The sequence below is a fragment of the Paraburkholderia sp. BL10I2N1 genome (assembly GCF_004361815.1).
Classification (GTDB): Bacteria; Pseudomonadota; Gammaproteobacteria; order Burkholderiales; family Burkholderiaceae; genus Paraburkholderia.
Genome location: NZ_SNWA01000001.1, coordinates 4,090,288 through 4,105,281, shown reverse-complemented (window position 1 = coordinate 4,105,281; position 14,994 = coordinate 4,090,288). Strand labels below are relative to the sequence as shown.

40 protein-coding genes are annotated in these 14,994 nt (G+C 61.0%); all 40 read right to left on the bottom strand.

Features of this window, described 5'->3' with window-relative positions:
• Window position 1: 1 nt before the first annotated feature.
• The 40 genes from B0G77_RS19165 to B0G77_RS45280 all read right to left on the bottom strand — a co-directional run bounded on the left by B0G77_RS19165 (window position 2) and on the right by B0G77_RS45280 (window position 14,870).
• Window positions 2–397, bottom strand: a complete 396-nt coding sequence (locus B0G77_RS19165; protein ID WP_133663536.1) for a hypothetical protein — start codon at window positions 395–397, stop codon at window positions 2–4.
• Window positions 398–501: 104 nt separating this feature from the next.
• Complete coding sequence (locus B0G77_RS19160) at window positions 502–723, bottom strand: hypothetical protein (protein WP_133663535.1); 222 nt, start codon at window positions 721–723, stop codon at window positions 502–504.
• Window positions 724–882: 159 nt separating this feature from the next.
• Complete coding sequence (locus tag B0G77_RS19155) at window positions 883–1,227, bottom strand: hypothetical protein (protein ID WP_133663534.1); 345 nt, start codon at window positions 1,225–1,227, stop codon at window positions 883–885.
• 40 nt (window positions 1,228–1,267) lie between these two features.
• A complete protein-coding gene (locus B0G77_RS19150) occupies window positions 1,268–1,891 on the bottom strand; it encodes a hypothetical protein (protein WP_133663533.1) in 624 nt (207 codons plus the stop codon).
• Window positions 1,863–2,597: a hypothetical protein gene (locus B0G77_RS19145; RefSeq protein ID WP_133663532.1), complete on the bottom strand. Its 735-nt coding sequence runs from the start codon at window positions 2,595–2,597 to the stop codon at window positions 1,863–1,865. The genes B0G77_RS19150 and B0G77_RS19145 overlap by 29 nt, the downstream gene beginning before the upstream one ends.
• A gap of 34 nt (window positions 2,598–2,631) precedes the next feature.
• Window positions 2,632–2,865, bottom strand: a complete 234-nt coding sequence (locus B0G77_RS19140) for a hypothetical protein (protein WP_133663531.1) — start codon at window positions 2,863–2,865, stop codon at window positions 2,632–2,634.
• Window positions 2,866–2,875: 10 nt separating this feature from the next.
• Window positions 2,876–3,064 carry a hypothetical protein gene (locus B0G77_RS19135; RefSeq protein WP_133663530.1) on the bottom strand — a complete coding sequence of 63 codons (189 nt, stop codon included), beginning with the start codon at window positions 3,062–3,064 and terminating at the stop codon, window positions 2,876–2,878.
• Window positions 3,061–3,270, bottom strand: a complete 210-nt coding sequence (locus B0G77_RS19130; protein WP_133663529.1) for a hypothetical protein — start codon at window positions 3,268–3,270, stop codon at window positions 3,061–3,063. The genes B0G77_RS19135 and B0G77_RS19130 overlap by 4 nt, the downstream gene beginning before the upstream one ends.
• Window positions 3,267–3,479 carry a hypothetical protein gene (locus B0G77_RS19125; protein ID WP_133663528.1) on the bottom strand — a complete coding sequence of 71 codons (213 nt, stop codon included), beginning with the start codon at window positions 3,477–3,479 and terminating at the stop codon, window positions 3,267–3,269. Before B0G77_RS19125 ends, B0G77_RS19130 begins: the two co-directional genes overlap by 4 nt.
• A 1-nt stretch (window position 3,480) precedes the next feature.
• The gene (locus B0G77_RS19120) at window positions 3,481–3,684 is read right to left on the bottom strand and encodes a hypothetical protein (RefSeq protein ID WP_133663527.1); all 204 of its coding nucleotides are present in this window, start codon (window positions 3,682–3,684) and stop codon (window positions 3,481–3,483) included.
• A gap of 1 nt (window position 3,685) precedes the next feature.
• On the bottom strand, window positions 3,686–3,922 hold the full coding sequence (locus B0G77_RS19115) for a hypothetical protein (RefSeq protein ID WP_133663526.1): 237 nt from the start codon (window positions 3,920–3,922) through the stop codon (window positions 3,686–3,688).
• Window positions 3,897–5,039, bottom strand: a complete 1,143-nt coding sequence (locus B0G77_RS19110; protein WP_133663525.1) for a VWA-like domain-containing protein — start codon at window positions 5,037–5,039, stop codon at window positions 3,897–3,899. The genes B0G77_RS19115 and B0G77_RS19110 overlap by 26 nt, the downstream gene beginning before the upstream one ends.
• 225 nt (window positions 5,040–5,264) lie before the next feature.
• The gene (locus tag B0G77_RS19105) at window positions 5,265–5,498 is read right to left on the bottom strand and encodes a hypothetical protein (RefSeq protein ID WP_133663524.1); all 234 of its coding nucleotides are present in this window, start codon (window positions 5,496–5,498) and stop codon (window positions 5,265–5,267) included.
• On the bottom strand, window positions 5,495–5,719 hold the full coding sequence (locus B0G77_RS19100) for a hypothetical protein (RefSeq protein ID WP_133663523.1): 225 nt from the start codon (window positions 5,717–5,719) through the stop codon (window positions 5,495–5,497). Before B0G77_RS19100 ends, B0G77_RS19105 begins: the two co-directional genes overlap by 4 nt.
• Window positions 5,720–5,726: 7 nt before the next feature.
• The gene (locus B0G77_RS19095; RefSeq protein ID WP_133663522.1) at window positions 5,727–5,999 is read right to left on the bottom strand and encodes a hypothetical protein; all 273 of its coding nucleotides are present in this window, start codon (window positions 5,997–5,999) and stop codon (window positions 5,727–5,729) included.
• A 1-nt stretch (window position 6,000) separates the two neighbouring features.
• Window positions 6,001–6,189, bottom strand: a complete 189-nt coding sequence (locus tag B0G77_RS19090) for a hypothetical protein (RefSeq protein WP_133663521.1) — start codon at window positions 6,187–6,189, stop codon at window positions 6,001–6,003.
• The gene (locus B0G77_RS19085) at window positions 6,186–7,076 is read right to left on the bottom strand and encodes a hypothetical protein (protein ID WP_133663520.1); all 891 of its coding nucleotides are present in this window, start codon (window positions 7,074–7,076) and stop codon (window positions 6,186–6,188) included. Before B0G77_RS19085 ends, B0G77_RS19090 begins: the two co-directional genes overlap by 4 nt.
• A 41-nt stretch (window positions 7,077–7,117) precedes the next feature.
• Window positions 7,118–7,348: a hypothetical protein gene (locus B0G77_RS19080; protein ID WP_133663519.1), complete on the bottom strand. Its 231-nt coding sequence runs from the start codon at window positions 7,346–7,348 to the stop codon at window positions 7,118–7,120.
• Complete coding sequence (locus B0G77_RS19075; protein WP_133663518.1) at window positions 7,345–7,674, bottom strand: hypothetical protein; 330 nt, start codon at window positions 7,672–7,674, stop codon at window positions 7,345–7,347. The genes B0G77_RS19080 and B0G77_RS19075 overlap by 4 nt, the downstream gene beginning before the upstream one ends.
• 1 nt (window position 7,675) lies before the next feature.
• A complete protein-coding gene (locus B0G77_RS19070; protein ID WP_133663517.1) occupies window positions 7,676–7,990 on the bottom strand; it encodes a hypothetical protein in 315 nt (104 codons plus the stop codon).
• 9 nt (window positions 7,991–7,999) lie between these two features.
• Window positions 8,000–8,500, bottom strand: a complete 501-nt coding sequence (locus B0G77_RS19065; protein ID WP_133663516.1) for a hypothetical protein — start codon at window positions 8,498–8,500, stop codon at window positions 8,000–8,002.
• 9 nt (window positions 8,501–8,509) lie between these two features.
• Complete coding sequence (locus tag B0G77_RS19060; protein ID WP_166656185.1) at window positions 8,510–8,719, bottom strand: hypothetical protein; 210 nt, start codon at window positions 8,717–8,719, stop codon at window positions 8,510–8,512.
• Window positions 8,720–8,825: 106 nt separating this feature from the next.
• Window positions 8,826–9,803, bottom strand: a complete 978-nt coding sequence (locus B0G77_RS19055) for a MoxR family ATPase (RefSeq protein WP_133663514.1) — start codon at window positions 9,801–9,803, stop codon at window positions 8,826–8,828.
• Window positions 9,804–9,913: 110 nt separating this feature from the next.
• A complete protein-coding gene (locus B0G77_RS19050; RefSeq protein WP_133663513.1) occupies window positions 9,914–10,219 on the bottom strand; it encodes a hypothetical protein in 306 nt (101 codons plus the stop codon).
• Complete coding sequence (locus tag B0G77_RS43285) at window positions 10,220–10,363, bottom strand: hypothetical protein (RefSeq protein WP_166656184.1); 144 nt, start codon at window positions 10,361–10,363, stop codon at window positions 10,220–10,222.
• 3 nt (window positions 10,364–10,366) lie between these two features.
• Window positions 10,367–10,585 (bottom strand): hypothetical protein, encoded by a 219-nt coding sequence (locus B0G77_RS19045; RefSeq protein ID WP_133663512.1) that lies wholly within the window; start codon window positions 10,583–10,585, stop codon window positions 10,367–10,369.
• Window positions 10,586–10,733: 148 nt separating this feature from the next.
• Window positions 10,734–10,898, bottom strand: a complete 165-nt coding sequence (locus tag B0G77_RS43280) for a hypothetical protein (protein WP_166656183.1) — start codon at window positions 10,896–10,898, stop codon at window positions 10,734–10,736.
• Entirely contained in the window at window positions 10,895–11,071 is a 177-nt protein-coding gene (locus B0G77_RS43275; protein ID WP_166656182.1) for a hypothetical protein, read from the bottom strand. The genes B0G77_RS43280 and B0G77_RS43275 overlap by 4 nt, the downstream gene beginning before the upstream one ends.
• A 1-nt stretch (window position 11,072) precedes the next feature.
• The gene (locus tag B0G77_RS19040) at window positions 11,073–11,339 is read right to left on the bottom strand and encodes a hypothetical protein (protein WP_133663511.1); all 267 of its coding nucleotides are present in this window, start codon (window positions 11,337–11,339) and stop codon (window positions 11,073–11,075) included.
• Window positions 11,336–11,677 carry a hypothetical protein gene (locus tag B0G77_RS19035; protein ID WP_133663510.1) on the bottom strand — a complete coding sequence of 114 codons (342 nt, stop codon included), beginning with the start codon at window positions 11,675–11,677 and terminating at the stop codon, window positions 11,336–11,338. Before B0G77_RS19035 ends, B0G77_RS19040 begins: the two co-directional genes overlap by 4 nt.
• On the bottom strand, window positions 11,674–11,853 hold the full coding sequence (locus B0G77_RS19030; protein ID WP_133663509.1) for a hypothetical protein: 180 nt from the start codon (window positions 11,851–11,853) through the stop codon (window positions 11,674–11,676). Before B0G77_RS19030 ends, B0G77_RS19035 begins: the two co-directional genes overlap by 4 nt.
• Window positions 11,854–11,909: 56 nt before the next feature.
• Window positions 11,910–12,179, bottom strand: coding sequence for a hypothetical protein (locus B0G77_RS19025; RefSeq protein ID WP_133663508.1), 270 nt, complete (start codon window positions 12,177–12,179; stop codon window positions 11,910–11,912).
• A gap of 1 nt (window position 12,180) precedes the next feature.
• Window positions 12,181–12,456, bottom strand: a complete 276-nt coding sequence (locus tag B0G77_RS19020; protein ID WP_133663507.1) for a hypothetical protein — start codon at window positions 12,454–12,456, stop codon at window positions 12,181–12,183.
• Between the two features lies 1 nt (window position 12,457).
• The gene (locus B0G77_RS19015) at window positions 12,458–12,781 is read right to left on the bottom strand and encodes a hypothetical protein (protein WP_133663506.1); all 324 of its coding nucleotides are present in this window, start codon (window positions 12,779–12,781) and stop codon (window positions 12,458–12,460) included.
• A gap of 11 nt (window positions 12,782–12,792) precedes the next feature.
• Window positions 12,793–12,915 (bottom strand): hypothetical protein, encoded by a 123-nt coding sequence (locus tag B0G77_RS45285; RefSeq protein ID WP_279571334.1) that lies wholly within the window; start codon window positions 12,913–12,915, stop codon window positions 12,793–12,795.
• Complete coding sequence (locus B0G77_RS19010; protein WP_133663505.1) at window positions 12,912–13,232, bottom strand: hypothetical protein; 321 nt, start codon at window positions 13,230–13,232, stop codon at window positions 12,912–12,914. Before B0G77_RS19010 ends, B0G77_RS45285 begins: the two co-directional genes overlap by 4 nt.
• Before the next feature lie 248 nt (window positions 13,233–13,480).
• On the bottom strand, window positions 13,481–13,801 hold the full coding sequence (locus tag B0G77_RS19005) for a hypothetical protein (RefSeq protein ID WP_133663504.1): 321 nt from the start codon (window positions 13,799–13,801) through the stop codon (window positions 13,481–13,483).
• A gap of 339 nt (window positions 13,802–14,140) precedes the next feature.
• Window positions 14,141–14,365, bottom strand: coding sequence for a hypothetical protein (locus B0G77_RS19000; protein ID WP_133663503.1), 225 nt, complete (start codon window positions 14,363–14,365; stop codon window positions 14,141–14,143).
• 15 nt (window positions 14,366–14,380) lie between these two features.
• On the bottom strand, window positions 14,381–14,635 hold the full coding sequence (locus tag B0G77_RS18995; protein WP_133663502.1) for a hypothetical protein: 255 nt from the start codon (window positions 14,633–14,635) through the stop codon (window positions 14,381–14,383).
• Between the two features lie 112 nt (window positions 14,636–14,747).
• On the bottom strand, window positions 14,748–14,870 hold the full coding sequence (locus tag B0G77_RS45280) for a hypothetical protein (RefSeq protein ID WP_279571333.1): 123 nt from the start codon (window positions 14,868–14,870) through the stop codon (window positions 14,748–14,750).
• Window positions 14,871–14,994 lie beyond the last annotated feature (124 nt).

Here is a 14,994-nt window from a genome sequence, read left to right as displayed (position 1 = left end):
CTCATTTCTCCAGCGCTGCTGTCGCGAAACCGGCGGCGATGTTCTCCAGCACTTCATCCAGCGAGGCCGCGATGTAGCGCCGCGTGCGCGAGCTCTGCCGGTCGAGGAGGTCGACGAGGAAGCCGTTCTCGGTGCGCTCGATGTTGACGCTCCACGAGTCGGGACGGGGCTGCTGCGTGATGGGCGCCTGAACCCCCTGGCCACCATACGGGTAGGTCAGGATGCTGTGGGAGTGGCCAGGGTCGTACACGCCGATCCCTGCGCCGAACAGGCTGCCCTGGGCGGCCTGGTTGGCCAGGCCGGAGCTCTGCATCTGGTTCTGCAACTGGTTCTGCAACTGCTGGCCGGTGATCTGCGCTACCGCGTTCGGCTGAAGGTTCGGGTCGTTGCTGCTCACTTCGGGCTCCTTTTTACGGAAAGGCCACATTGTGCGGGACTCCAGACAAAGTACATTTGTGTTGCTAACTTATTCCCATACACACGCTAACATGGGTGGCTAAGTTAGCACCTTTCCATAACCGAATCCAGCTTTTTCACGCCGGCCCAGTGCTTCTCCTTGATGGCCGGCTCGCGCCCCAGCTTCAGGTAGATAACGACCACCGAGACCGCGGCGTCAATCGCCAGCTGCAACTCCTTCTTCTTCAGGTCGTCGACATGGGGGATCCTCTCTTGGGCGGCGTAGATACGTTCTAAGGTGTGCTGGATATTCAGGGTCCTTGCCATCGTTCGGGGTCTCGTAGAGGCGTTCATGCGGGTCGAGGCCCAGGTGCAGCATCAGCTGGACCAGCCTGGATTCCACTCGGGCAAGCCGCTTGTGGTCGGTGTTGTTCACTTCAATGCTCCTTCATCCTGATCCGTTCATGGTTTTCCCCACTGCGGCGTTTACTTCAGGCGCATCAGCTGCACCTGATTGTTTTCTATACATCCCATCACCGAGCCATGCCCGTAGCGGTTGCGGGCATAGGACTCCGCGTTGTGCTTCAGCCGCCTGGCATCGACCCCCTCGGGGATGTCGATCGCGCACACGTCGCCCATGTTGACCATGGCGCCGATCTTGTCCTGGTACAGATGCAGGAGCGATGGGCCGTTGACCTGCGCGATGCGGGTGCGCTTCTTGGGGATCGGCTCCCCGTACTCGACGCCGTCTGCGTCACGGATATGAAACGATGCGCCGGCGGCCTGCAGCCGGGCGATGGCGAACTCGACTGCTCTTTGCTGGATGCTCATGGGCGATGCTCCGTCAGTAAGTGATTGCGTGATAGGTGCGTTATGCTTCGACCACCCCGGTTACTTCTTCTTCATCTTCCTCATCTTCGTCATCGAAGATCTCGTTGATCTCCAGCCACTCGCGCACGGCCTCGTCGCTCGTCAGGTAGTCATGCTCCTTCTCGAGCTCGCGATAGAACTCCTGCATGTAACCCCGGCAGATCCGGTCGATGTCGTCCGTGAGCCCGTCATCGCTCTCCTCATACTGGTCGAACATCGCTGCATCGACCACCGCGCGCAGCTCGCCTTCCTCGGCCGCCCGCCAGTCAACCTGGCAGTCGTCGTCGAGCTCGGCATGCACGGTCTGCTCGTGGCAGTAGTGGGAGGAGCGGCTGCGCACGAGGTCCGCGATCACCTCGTCCCGCTTCGCGAAGTGGTACGGCCCGGGGTATTCATCCACCAGCGCATGCACCTCCATGAAACGCTGCAGGTTGATGTGGCCGGTGAAGCTCGCTCCGTCGCCCTGGCTCCAGAACCCGCTGAACTGCATCTGGTCAGCGCTGGTGGTGATGCCTTTCTCCGCGAGCTTCTCGATCCAGTCGGAGTAGACGCAGCCCCACCACTCCTCGTGCTCGACGTTGATGTTGCGGTACTCATCAAGCAGCTTTTCTGAGATCGTGCCCATGGCAGGTCACCTCGACGTTGAAGTTGTTGGGGTCGCTGTTGTAGAGCTCGTGACGCAGCCAGCGCAGTCCGCTCTCGATGGCTACCTTTTGCTTGACCAGCCAGCCGGGGGTCATAGCAAGGCCACGCTCATACAGCGCGCTCGCCATTTCCACGGTGGGCTCGGCCAGTTCCTCGTCGCTGGGGATTACGCACATGTAGCTGGACTGGCTCCGCTCGAGTGCGTCGAACCGCGCCAGTGCGAGCATCAGCGACTTCAGCGGGCGCAGCTTGCGCTGGACCTCCGTGATGGCCGAGCGCTTGACCCGGGCAATCTCATCGGGCGGGCACAGTTCCGGGTTGAGGCACTCGCCGTTGCGGAACCTGAGACCGTCGATGAAGGGGAGGCTGCCCGCCTTGGAGCAGCCCACGCGCAGCCGGTTGTTCAGCCCCGTGGTGTCTCTGTCGTGCGAGAGGTTGACCCGGGCGAACCACCAGATGTACTTGCGGGTGGAGGGCGAGTCCCATCCGCCTATGTGGATGGTGCATGTGTTGTCGGGCTCCATCATCACGATGCGGGTGTTGTACAGGTAGACCGACATGTAGCTCCTGCCGCCTACCGTCTCCTCATGGATGGCGATGCTCCCGCTCTCCAGGCCGTTGCGGTAGTTGCGGTCCTTGAAGCGGCGACCGTCGAAGAACGCCTTAAGCTCTGCGTATGTGTACATTTTGATTTCCAGTTAGTCAGTGGGGGGTACTGCGTTACTGCCTGGCGAGCTCTTCGATCTCGCTCAGGTGTTCCTGCGTGATGGCGCCTACGTCATGCGGACCGTGCAGCGCGGAAGCCAGCGTGGCGATCTCGTCAATCACATCGTTGTTCGCGCGGTCGGAGAACTCGCCATCGGGGGCCAGGCGCTTCTCCAGCTCGCCCAGCGCGTCCCAGTACACGAGCTTCGCGATCACCACGGTGCGCAGCAGTTCAAGGTTCTTGTCCATCTTTTATCTCCTATGAATGGGCTAACTTGTACTCGACAGCTGCTAACGACAACGCCTCGACGATCGTGATGGGCTCGTCAACCGGCAGGGACTTCCATGGGGTGCGGTTCACGTTGATGTTCACGAAATACTTCGGCGGCCCCACACGCTCCGAGCGCGTGATGACCTCTACCTCGATCGCAGCACTTCTGGTGGTCATGCCTCAAGCCTCCCTGTAACGACTTCGACAACGGCTTTCTCCATGGCGGCCTCCAGCGTGGGCTCATAGAGGCACACCCCCGTGCGTACAAGGCACGCGTAGCCGTCAGCCATGTGAGCGCGCCAGATACGGGCGAGGGAATTGTCCGCATCGTCGAGGAGGTACCACTCGTCGTACGGGGTGAGGCCGGAATGATTCCATCTCATGACTCAAGCCTCCCTTCAACGACAGCGACCAGGGCCGCCTGCATGGCTTCCTCGGGCGTCTCGAAGTACGGATTCCCGCCGAGGCGGTGCGCGGTGACAAAGCTGTACTTCCCGGCAAACTCTCTGCGGTACACGATCGCGAGCTGGAACCGCCCGTCATCAACCAGCTCCCATTGCTCCGGGGAGGCGTTAAGCACTCGCCATTCCATCTCAGGCCTCCATGCGTGCGGCGACGAGGCTGGCAAGGCATGCCTCGCGCGCCTCGGCCTCGGTTGCGAACCCGTGCCCATCGCTGTACGGCCCACACAGCGCGAATGACCGGGTGGTCTGCCCTGCCGGCGTATAGGTGAAGGCGAGGAGCGTGCCATTCCCGTCGCGCAGGTCATAGTCCGTGACATCAAGCGTCCATTCCATCTCAGCCTCCCAGCCGGTACAGCGCGACCGCGAGCGCACACGCCGTCTCGAGATCAGGTTCCATGAGTGGCGGGTCGGACGGGGTGACGTTCCACACCGTGGCCCACGGCCCCTTCCACACCATCGCGCGCGACGTGCCGGATGCGGTATATAGCCAGACGTCCGGCGCGATCTGCTCCCATCCATCTGGCCTGGGGCCGCGGTCGCCCACTTCAGTGCTCCATCTCGAAGTGCACATTTTCACCATACGGCGCCTGCACGTCGCTGCTGATGCACCAGATCACCGGGAAGTCAGGCTGCTCGCCCCAGCCGGTATAGCCATCGGTCAGCACGACCACCGCATCGGGCTCGATGCCTTCCTCCTCGACCCAGTCGAACCCCGCCGGCATGTGCGTGCCGCCGCCGCTATAGAACTCGAGGTCGACCTCTTCGCCCTGCTCGAACACGACGTGCTTTTGCACCTGGGTGTCCACATAGATCGCGTGGACCTTCTCCGGGTTGCACTGCGAGACGATGCGCTTAAGATGGCCGTTGTAGTAGGCAAGTTCCTGCTTGCTGATCGAGCCCGACACGTCGATCTGCACCACCAGCTCACCCATCGTTGGCTGCTTGGCCATCGACGGCAGGTACACGCCACTCGGGATAAACCGGCGGTTCGGCCGCGCCCAGGTGGAGTCCATGTTGGTCATGCCAACCATGAACCGCTCCAGGATGTCGTGCCACGGGGTCTTTGCATCGAGCACGTCGGCCGCATACTCGGCGAGTGCAGCCGGCAGCTTGCCGCGCATCTTCGCGGCCTGCGCCGCTTCAGCGATCTCGATCTTGGTCTGCGCGGCCTGCTCCTTGATCTCCGACTCAGTCATCGGCGTGCCTTCCTGCAGGATGTCGTCGCCCATGCCGCCCTGGTTCCCGCCGTCACCCTGGCCGTCACCCTGGCCGCTGCCGTTGTCGTCGTTGTCCGGCATCTCGTCGTAGATCGCCTCGCAGCTCTTGTCCTTCGCGCCGTCCATCTGCAGCGTCGCCGGGATCGGCTCGCCGACCTTGGCGCTGGTCAGCGTGTCGTTGATGAAGTAGTCCGTCGCGTAGTTCCACTTCTTGTGCTTGCGGGCCTGCTGGCGCGCAGCGTGCTGGCCCATGTAGTGCATGCACTCATGGCACAGGCCCCAGACGATCTGCGGCACGGGGAGCGCCTCGATGTTCTTCGGGTTGTAATAGATCGTGCCGCGCTGGTTGATCGCGAACAGCGGGATGTCCTCGCGCGCGACCATCGGGCGGCGCAGCAGGATGCTGGCGAAGAACGGGTTATCGAGAACAATGGCGGCCTTGGCCTTGTCCAGCTTGCTAACGTTTCTCATGACTTTGCTCCGGTGGGTAAGTCAGTTAGTGGGTACTGCACGAGTGCTTCCTGGCACATCTCTTCAAGCTGGACACGCTTGCGCAGCCTGGCCATGTCCTCAAAGTCATGCGGGTTGGTGTCACCCCATATGCGGAGGGCGGAGGGCGTACGCCGAGCATGCGCAGCCGCACCAGCAGGTAAATGCGCTCCTCTACGGGGGAGAGGGTGCTAACAGCGTCGTCGCTCATGGCTTGCCCCACAGGTCAATCTGCGGCAGCCCCGCCGTGGCCAGCGTGTGCTGCACCCAGCTGCGATTCTTCTTGCGCAGCTCGTGGTCGAGGGTGCCGATGAACTCCACGCTGTCGTCAAAGCCTCCTACGATGCGCAGCATCCCTGCGGCGACCTGGTACTGCGTGGCGAGGAAGAGGTTGTAACGCTGGCGCTTCGCCTGCAGCGCTCTGCGTTTGAGCTTCTTCATACCTTGTCCCATCCTCTTGGTGGCGGCGGTGGGTCACTCCGAAGCAGCCGCGGGTTGTCGAGCATGTAGCGGATGTCCGGCAGGAACTGGCGCATCCTCTTCGGGTGCAGTGTGCGGAACCGGTTGATGACGTGCTCGTTCGCACCCGCTAACCGCAGCTCCACCATCGCCGCCGTGTACCGCTCATGGATCGGCAGCCGCTTGTTGGCTTTGTAGGGCATGACATCCTCACATGCGCAACATCTTGGAGATCAGCGTCAGGTGCAGCGCTTTCTGGTACTGCGCCCACAGGATGCGTCGCTCGAAGAACCCGAAATTCAGGCCCACGACTGCTCCCTCGGGGCGAAAGCCACCCGCGCCCGCCGACACCCGGAACCGCGTGCCATTGCGGTGCGCGATCGTGTACTCGGAGTCGAAGTCCCACTGCGCAGGGTCGCCCAGCGCCACCCACACCACATAGGCGGCCGGCGACAGGCGCCAGCGCATGATTGCATCCTTCATCTCACACTCCCACCATGAACGCATCGGGTCCTCCTTCTTCAAGTTGCAGCAGCGCCAGTTCCAGCTGCAACTGCGCCTCATACCAGTTGTCGCACTCCAGCTGCCAGCGCCACTCGCGTATCACGTTTTCATCCATGCCAGCGAGCCGGGCGCGAACCAGCAGCGCTGCCGACCACTCGGCGGCGGTCACACTCCCACCATGAACGCACTCATCTGCGAGGCCAGCTGCTCGAGCTTCTTCACCGCCGCCTCGCGCGTGGCAGGCGACTCACGCAGCAGCTCCTTGCCGTCCACGCACTTGCGCACCGCCTTCGCCAGCTCTTCCGTCACCGCCGTGATATCGGGGTCTTCGTCCAGCGTCAGCTTCCTCGCCAGGTCGATCCCTTCCACCACATTGGTGAGCGCCGAGTCACGAAATATACTCCCGTTTTCGCCGATTGGGACGTTCAACCTGCTAACCAGATGCTGGGTAGGTTCTAACATCCTGCGCACTGCATCGTTGCGTGCGCCGATGCGCGCATCGGTGAGCGCCTGCTCGAATCCCGCCTGGTCTTCGGCGGACAGATCGAACAGGAAGTGCTGGCTGTCGGGCAGCGGGGAGAAGCGCAGGTCAAACCCCATACGCTCCCTGAACTGTTCCGCCGAAGGGTAGTCCCCCACCTGGGCACGCGAGGCCGCGCCGAGTGACTTGCTGCGGCAGGCGATGTCCGTGCTCACATACGAGTCGTAGTGCGGCATGTGCTCGTTGAGCATCGCGTCCACCTGGGCGATGCGGTGGCGCATGGCGTCACGGTATTCGAAGTAGAGCCCGTTGGGCAGCAGCCGCGGACCTTTGTCGGCCCACGGTAGCGTATGCTTTTTGTGATAGGTGTAGACCTCGGCGGCCGTCGACATGATCCGGTTGACGGGGTTGGCCTTGTCGCGGAACAGCTTGCTGCTGACGATCAGGCTGGCGTCGTCCAGCGTCTGCTGGATCAGCGTCTCGGCCGCAGCGTCCCGGCGCGACAGGTTCGCGCGGCGGATCGTCAGTTTGACGAGCATTGCTTTGGCGCACAGGGGGGTTGCACGCATGTCCATGATGCTGCTCCTAAGTTATTCAGTAGTGGGGGGTTTACTGCCTACATCCTCGCTGCCACCATCGCCGCCAGGCGGGACGGGTAGCGTTCGTCGCTGCTCCATCTTGCGGACAGCCGGTAAGGGCGCCAGCCCGATTCGTCCTTGAGGGCGAAGATCTTCTGGTCCACCCACACCTCTGTCACCTCGCCGCGGAACACGATCGTCCAGCCGTTCTCCAGCTTGATGGTGGGGTAGCAGCTCTCCGTCTCAACCTGCTTCTCGATGATCTTCATGAATGCAACACCCTCATCGCGGCGATCGCCGCCCTGCGTGTGGGGAACGGACCGATCTCGGGGATCGGCTCGGACTGCTTGCGGAGACGGTCGTCGACGACCCATGCCTCGGTGAATGAATGGCACAGCCAGTAGCCGCCACCGCGCCACCGCGCAATCATCCAGATATGGGTGCCGTTACTGGCGAGCCATCGGGGAGGAAACACCAGCATCGCATCGTTGCGGAAGTCGGTCTCCCACCTGCCGCCGTCCTCATCCTCCATCAGGTAGTAGGACCGCTCAGCCACGGTCTGGACCTGCCTGTGGACCTTCTTGATGATCTTCATCTCAGAACCCCAGCACGCGCGCAGCCGTGAAGGCTGCCTTGCGGCAAGGGAAACGCTGGGACGGCTCGCCGGGAAACCTGGTGTCCCAGGCATGGATATACCAGCCCCCGCCCGGATGGCGAACCACGGTACGCTCCCAGAGGTCCGGGCTATCCCCGCCGCAGTACAGCCACGTGGGTGCATCATGGAGTACCGAAAGCCACATCATCCGGCCGCCTTGCCCCTGCTCATCGTAGAAGATCGTTGTGAGGTTGGACGGGATGCAGCCGGGCACGTCATCATGCCTGCCATTGCGATGCTTGAAGGTGATCTTCATGATTGACCCTCAATTGTCGAACCAGATGATCAGCCGGTACTGGTCTACATCCTCCTCGTCGACCTCGAACAGCCTGCTCGACAGCCTCTTGCGCTCTTCGCCCAGGAGGTCTTCGGGGCATATATGCGCGGCGAACACCGGCAGCGCTTCCCGCAGCGTCCACCATGTGTGGCTATGTCCATCGATGCCCCAGCCATCGATCTCCATTCTGGCCAGGTCGGACACGTCGTCCGGTACGCCTTTCGGATCTGGTGCGCCATCGCCATCCCGCCGCACATTCGCCAGCGAACCGAACAGGGCGTAGTTCCGGTGTCGCACACCCCAGTCGCAGTACATGGGCAGCTGTGCGCGCAGGCCGTACTCAACATCACTCCCCAGCGTGGCGTTGTACGCCACCACTGCTTGCCGCGTGGCCTCGTTGTATTCCATGTGCCTGCTGTCGAAGTTGTGCACGCCCACCCATTTACCGTTGTGCTCGCGTTCGAGCACCATGTGGATATCTGTACCCATACCAACCTCCTAACTCGTTAACAGTTTGTACGCGGCCCACGCCGCTGCCTTGCTCGGGAACGGACCGATCTCACTGCCTGTCTCCGGGCCGCTCACCCACGAGACCCACCACTCCTGGCTGCCGGTGTAGTGGCGCACCAGCGTGGCCCTCGCGTCGTCCCTCCCGGCGAATCTCTCGTTGTAGCCCGGCGGGTAGTAGCGGCGCCATGCTTTGTTCAAGTCCCCGCTGCGCAGGATCATCCAGCCGTTGGGGTGGGACACGCCACCGTTGACCAGGATGAGCCCCTTCTGGATGTCCATGTGGTAACGGTGGCGTTTCATGGCATCACACTAAGACACTGGCGTTCCTTACCGCCCAGCCCACAAAGGCTTTTGTCGATTTCACCTCGGGCTTCATCTTCACCACGTCACTCATAAAAAGCACGGAGAAGTCCACCGGCAACCGGTCCATATACTCGTTGATGCGGTCCAGGTTGTCCTTGGACGTGCGCTGTGCGATTGCGCCGGTCAGCGCATACATCACCGCCGGGTCGCCTTCGGGCACGGGTGCCGTCGCCGGGTTCATGATGATGTTGTCGATGTTCGGCAGGTTTGCGGCTACCTTGCGAAAGGCCGTGAACTCAGCCGCCGCGCCTTCACCCACCTCGCCCGCCACGTTGCCGTAGAACAGGTCCGCATCGAGGTCCTCCGGGATCAGCGACACGCGCTCCCACGAGCGGGGAGTGGGGTTCTGGAAGCGGTTCGGATCGAAGTCGGACAACAGGTTGGGCTTGAAGCGCAGGAACTGGATCAGCATGATGTCGATGCCCGCGTTGAGCGCCCACTCGCACCAGTCGTCGATGTTCTCGTCGAAGTCAAAGCGCCGCGTCCGGTTGGCGAGCTTCGACGTGATGCGGTTCGCACCGGACTTGTCTTCCGTGCGGTTGCCCGTGGCGATGATGTACGTGTCGCGTGATAGGTGCAGCTCGTTGAGCTTGCGGTCATGGATCAGACCGCACAGGCCGTTCTGCATCGGCACCGACGCGTCGCTGAGCTCTTCGAGGATCAGCAGGTTGCGGCCCTGGCGCAGGTCATACAGTTCTTTCGGCGGCACCCACACGGTGCACTCGCCGGTATTGTTCGGCGTGCCCAGCAGGTCGACCGGATCGCGCAGCGATGCGTTGAACTCGATCACCTTGTCAAAGCCGCCGCCATCTGCGAACGCGAAGTCACGTCCTACCTTGCGGCCAAGTTCCGTCTTGCCGCCGCCGGGCTTGCCGAGGATGAACGGCACGATGCGGTTGGTGGTGGCGAACTGCTTCATGACCGACGTATGGATGTCTGCGAATTTCATTTGATGCTCCTAACCTGGTTAGTAAGTTACTGCTGGGGGGATGAACCAAAACCTGACGTGTCGCACTCCTAAGTAAGCAGTCAATCGAATCGGCTGGACAGGTATTCGAGCATGGCCTCCCGGCTGCGCTCGTTGATGGCCTCCGCCAGCTCGTCGGGGGGAACGGTCTTGATGATGTCGTCCTCAAAGCGCAGTGTCAGCGGCACGGCGTACTCCGCTGTCACCAGCGTGTCGTCGCATGCTCCACCGCGGGTCACGGCGACCGGGCCGTCCTTACTGACGAGGACCAGCACCCTGTTCTCGAACAGGCCGATCCAGTTGAGGTCGGGCAGGTCGTCCAGTTCCGCCGGGAACACCTGGGCGATACGTCTTTTTGGCGAGGACATTCACTTCTCCTGGTGGCCGATCAGCCGTAAGAGTGCAGCCTCCAGCTCCAGCCGCTCAGCCGGCGTGAGCCACTCGCGGCGCAGTACCAGCCGGATGCTCCTGATCTTCGCCTGCCGCTCCGGGTCCTTCGGTTCGCTGTCCATGGCTCACATGATCCTGTTGAAAATCTCTTCGAGCATCTGCTTCTTGCGCCGCACGTACGTGCGCCAGCAAGCGAACGTCCACATCGCCAGCGAGATGCTGAGAGCCGCCACACCGATCCAGTCGCGCATCCAGAACGACCACGCAACCACGAACGCCATTGCCACCGTGGCGATGACGCCGATCCAGTCAACGGCTGTAAACCGCCTGAGCACCGGGTCCATAAGTACCTCACGAAATGTAGGTTAGATGCTAACGTGTGTATGTCCTGTTAGCAAGTAAATTAAAACAGGTTATGCAGGAAGATGAGGATCAGATCCAGACTGATGGCGAGCATCACCAGCGCCGTAATGAGAAGCACTCTAATGTCGTTCATGCTCCCTCCCGGTTGCCCATCCTGCGAGGCTCGCACCATGTCAGCAGCCGGGTCGCGCCATCGGGTATGAGGTCCGGCGCATCGAGGCAGCCTGTCGGCTCGTAGTCGTGGGTGTGGATGTTGCTGCTGGCCAGCAGCTCACGCAGCTGGTAGGGGTTCACGCCTCACCCTCCTTGAGGTCCTTCAGTTGGACTTCGAGCGTGCGGATCTTCGCCTGCAGCACGGCTTCGCGATCGAGGGCGTCCTGTGCCTTGACCCACTCGCCTTCTGCATCGGGGATCTCGTTGCCGCTTGGCACGATATCAAACCGGTTGTATACGAATGACTTGGCCATATCAGTTCTCCATGCGTTGCGCAACGGCATACGCCGTGATCCAGTCCTCGATCGCATCGTAGTATCCGCGGAGGTCGTCCCAGTCCGCGTCCTTGTGCTCTTTCTCGAACTGCACCGCGCGATCCTGTATCCACGCGCTGATGCCGCCGGCTTCGTCCAGCGCCTCGCTGCCCGGGCTGTAGCCGGTGTGCCCAACCCACAGCGCGATCTCGATCGCGTTCTCGATCAGCAACTGATCGTCGTGCTCCCGCTCTGCGTGGCTGCTCATGTCATGCGCTCCTGAAGCATTTCAATGGTGTGCTGGCACATGCGCTCGTGGACGAGCTGCTGAAGCTCCTCCTGCGAGACCGCCACGACTGTGTCCTGGGGCCTCTCGCCCCGGCCGCTGCCCCAGTTCAGGTCAGCCATCGGGAAGAAGTCCTCCGTCACGTAGGTAGTGCCGCCGCTGCCCTCCTGCGATACGCCACACAGCTCATACTCCGGGTCGAACAGGATGAACAGCATGTTCTCGAACAGCTTGACCCAGTGGTAGCCGTCGACCTCGTGGCCATCCCCGTCCTCCAGCTCGACGAGGATCGGCTTCAACTCGCACAGGTTCTTCTTCATGTTTCCTCCATCTCCATGAGCATCACCACGCTGTCCGCCAGGTTGCGCTTCAGCACGTCCAGCGTGATGCTGTACGGCTCACCGCGTTCGACCCGCTCGATGGCGTTGGTCAGCCACGTGATGCGCTGCCGCATGTACCAGCGGCGGTTTTTCAGAGTGTTGTCGATGTCACTCATCGTCCTTCTCCTCTGCACCTTAAAAATGTTGACGTTTTGCGCGCGTGATAGGTGCGTTACTCCGACACGCCCATGCGTTCGAGCACAACCTGCACGGCGCACCACTCGCTGCACCAGTCGACAAACGTCATCTGCGCAGGTGTTCCGCCTTTGGCCCGTTCGTCGTGGCACTCCTCACAGTACGCGCGCCATGCGCTCTCACACTGGCGCGCGATGTCGAGCACGTCGGCCTTCACGTCCTCGATGCTGCCCTTGCCATACTGCGCAAGAAAGAACCCGATCTGCATGGCGTTGGTGCACAACTCGTTGATCGCATCTTCATCCATCTCACACCTCCATGCGTTTCTCTACGAGCTTGAGCGAGGTGAACTCGCGCAGCTTCACCCATGGATCACTTCGGTATCCCTCGATCGCACGCCACTCGATCTCGAACTGCACCGCCCAGTCGTACACATCCATGTCGATATTGATCAGCCGCTCATCCTGCAGCAGCCTGCCCATGTGGTAGGCGATGACGACGGCATTGAACAGGACCTCGCTATGGTCGCGCTCCCAGTAGCCTGGGTTCAGCTTCTTCTTCAGGTCATCCGTTATATCGTCCATCTCACACCTCCATGCGTTCGCGCACGAGTTGAACCACAGCATCAACCGTGAGCGCGTCGATCTTCGCGATCAGGTCAGTCCACGGTACTGTCTCGATGGGTGTATGCTCCGGGCCGATCCGCATGGTGGCGAGGGGGGTTTTCTCGATCGCCTCGCGCCACTCAGCGAGCACCCAGATCGAGTTACGCGCACCCATACCGAAGTACACCGCCACGACCATCTCGCCATCGAAGCCAACGGTCGGCCCATCTATGACGTTCACCCAGCGGAATGTCGCTGGCATGTTGGGGTCGACGAACACCCTGATGTTACGGAATGTGCTCATGCCCATGCTCCTCAGATCCATGACAGAAACCACAGCACGATCCACACCGCGCCGAGCGCGAGGGCCGTGTTGAGCGACAGATGCGGCGCCACCAGTGTGGTGGCCAGCACCAGGAACAGACCTCGGGTTCTCATGGCTTACCTCTTCTCTTGACTATGTTGTAGACTTCGGCGATCAGCTTGCGCAGGCGGACGATCTCCTTGGAGGCTTCGGCGATCAGCGTGCGCAAGCGGACGATCTCGATGTGGGCTTCGGTGAGCTTTCCACATTGCGCTTCGGTGATCACCTCAAGCTCCTTGATCATGTCGCCCTGCGTGGCGATCTCCTTGGAGGCTTCGGCGAGCAGGTGGCGCAGCGCTGCGTTGGTCTCCTCAAGTGACACGATCCGGTCGTGTTGGGCCAGGTTCTTCTCGATCAGCACATCCATGTGCTGGTTGACTGCGTCATTCACGGTGTCACCTCATAACAAGTTAGTAGGTTCCGGCCTGACTCCACGCCCGAGGGCGTGGAGCAGTCCTTGAATCCGGCTTGCTTCCGTTACTTGTGCTAACGCCCGCACAGATGTGGCGCTGGGATGAGAACCAGAGAACACCTCATCCCCCTGCGCGGGTGGCGTGCCTATGACAGAAGCTTGGTTGACTCGGATGGCCGGAGCAGCCGTTAAGGCGCACGCCTATGAAGGCTTGGTGAACTCCACGATCAGGGCGAGGGCGAAGGGAGCGGAGCTACGCCGGATCCACCTCTATATACTGTGTGGGGTGAGCGGCTGGCCTTAGCTGCCTCGTGTGCGTTCGACTCACGTGCCAGATCAATTGCCAGCTCGTCCACGCTCCGCTCAAGTCCTGTGATCTTGATGGCCTGCGCTACGATCACATCACGCAGCTGTTCGATCTCATCGTTGAGGTCGTCGTCGCGGTCAGCGAGCTGCGCCTTGAGCTTCATGTTCTCTTCGACCAGCGCGTCGATCTTCGAGTTGACGCTATAAGTGCTGCTATACGTGCTGCTATGGGTGCTACTCATGACGAACTCCTTGTGTGTTGCGGGGTTGGGGTGTGTGGGTTACAGGGTTCCATCCCACTCCATGTCATCGTCGTCATCGTCGTCATCGTCCTCGGCCAGCGAGGCACAGACAATGAATCCCAGGATGCAGCCGAGGATCAATCCAAAGAGGAACATCATGATCAGAACACCGGCTGCGTGAAGACCACCAGCTTGGTGAACTCCACGATCAGGGCGAGCCCGAGCTGGCCGATGGTGGCGAGGATGAATGGAGCGGAGCTACGCATGACGCACCTCTATATAGTGTGGGGTTACAGGTAGCCGAGGGAACGCAGAGGCTGGATCAACTCCAAGCTGGAGTCACAACTCGATGCAGTTGATCTCAGCGATCTCACGCGCAGCGTCTGCGACGATCGTTCGCGTATCCCGGCAGGATTGCCGGATGTAGTTGTGGTCCTCCTTTTCACAGTATGACCATAGATAGTTCAGTCCCGTGCGAGCATCAGCTGCATGTCTCCAGTCAGCGAGTTCGGCCTGGATGCGTCCGCGCGCCTTGGCGATAATCCGGTCGTGACAAACGATCATGTTTTTCTCCCTGGTTCACGCTTCTGCGATACCGAACACGAACTTGTCCACGCAGGCAGCGGCGAGCAGCTCCCAGCCCTTGAACAGTTCTTCGATGTGGAACAGGTGGCCGCATGCGAACAGCGCAGCCGCCACGACAGCGCACACCATCAGCCGGCGGCGCCAACGTACCTTGCAGTGCTCGTCGTGCTGCTGCTCGAGTCCGACCGCGGCTTCCGCGTTGGCCTGACGCACAGCTTCCACGAGTTGCTGGAGTTCTTCGGGGGTCATGGCACGTCCTCAAGTTGTCTACATGTTAGATGGTTGAATCAAAAGTTAGGGGATTGAGTGCGTAAGATATGTGTATGTTAGTAGGTAGTCAAGGGGAAATTAAACCCGGCCCTCAGAGTGAGAGTGCATGGACCAGTGCGCCGAATTTGCCTGCGAGCATGTATCCCACCGCAGACCCGAAGAACGCCCCCACGATGCACACGACGACAAACAAGACAATCATCACCGCTTTCATGGCTCACTCCTTAGTGGTTTAGTGGTGCTGGAACAAACAGCACGCCAATGTCTAACTTAAACATCAAGCTATACATGCATGTGCTACGTGTTAAGTTAGAAACGTGTACCAACTTAATAATCTG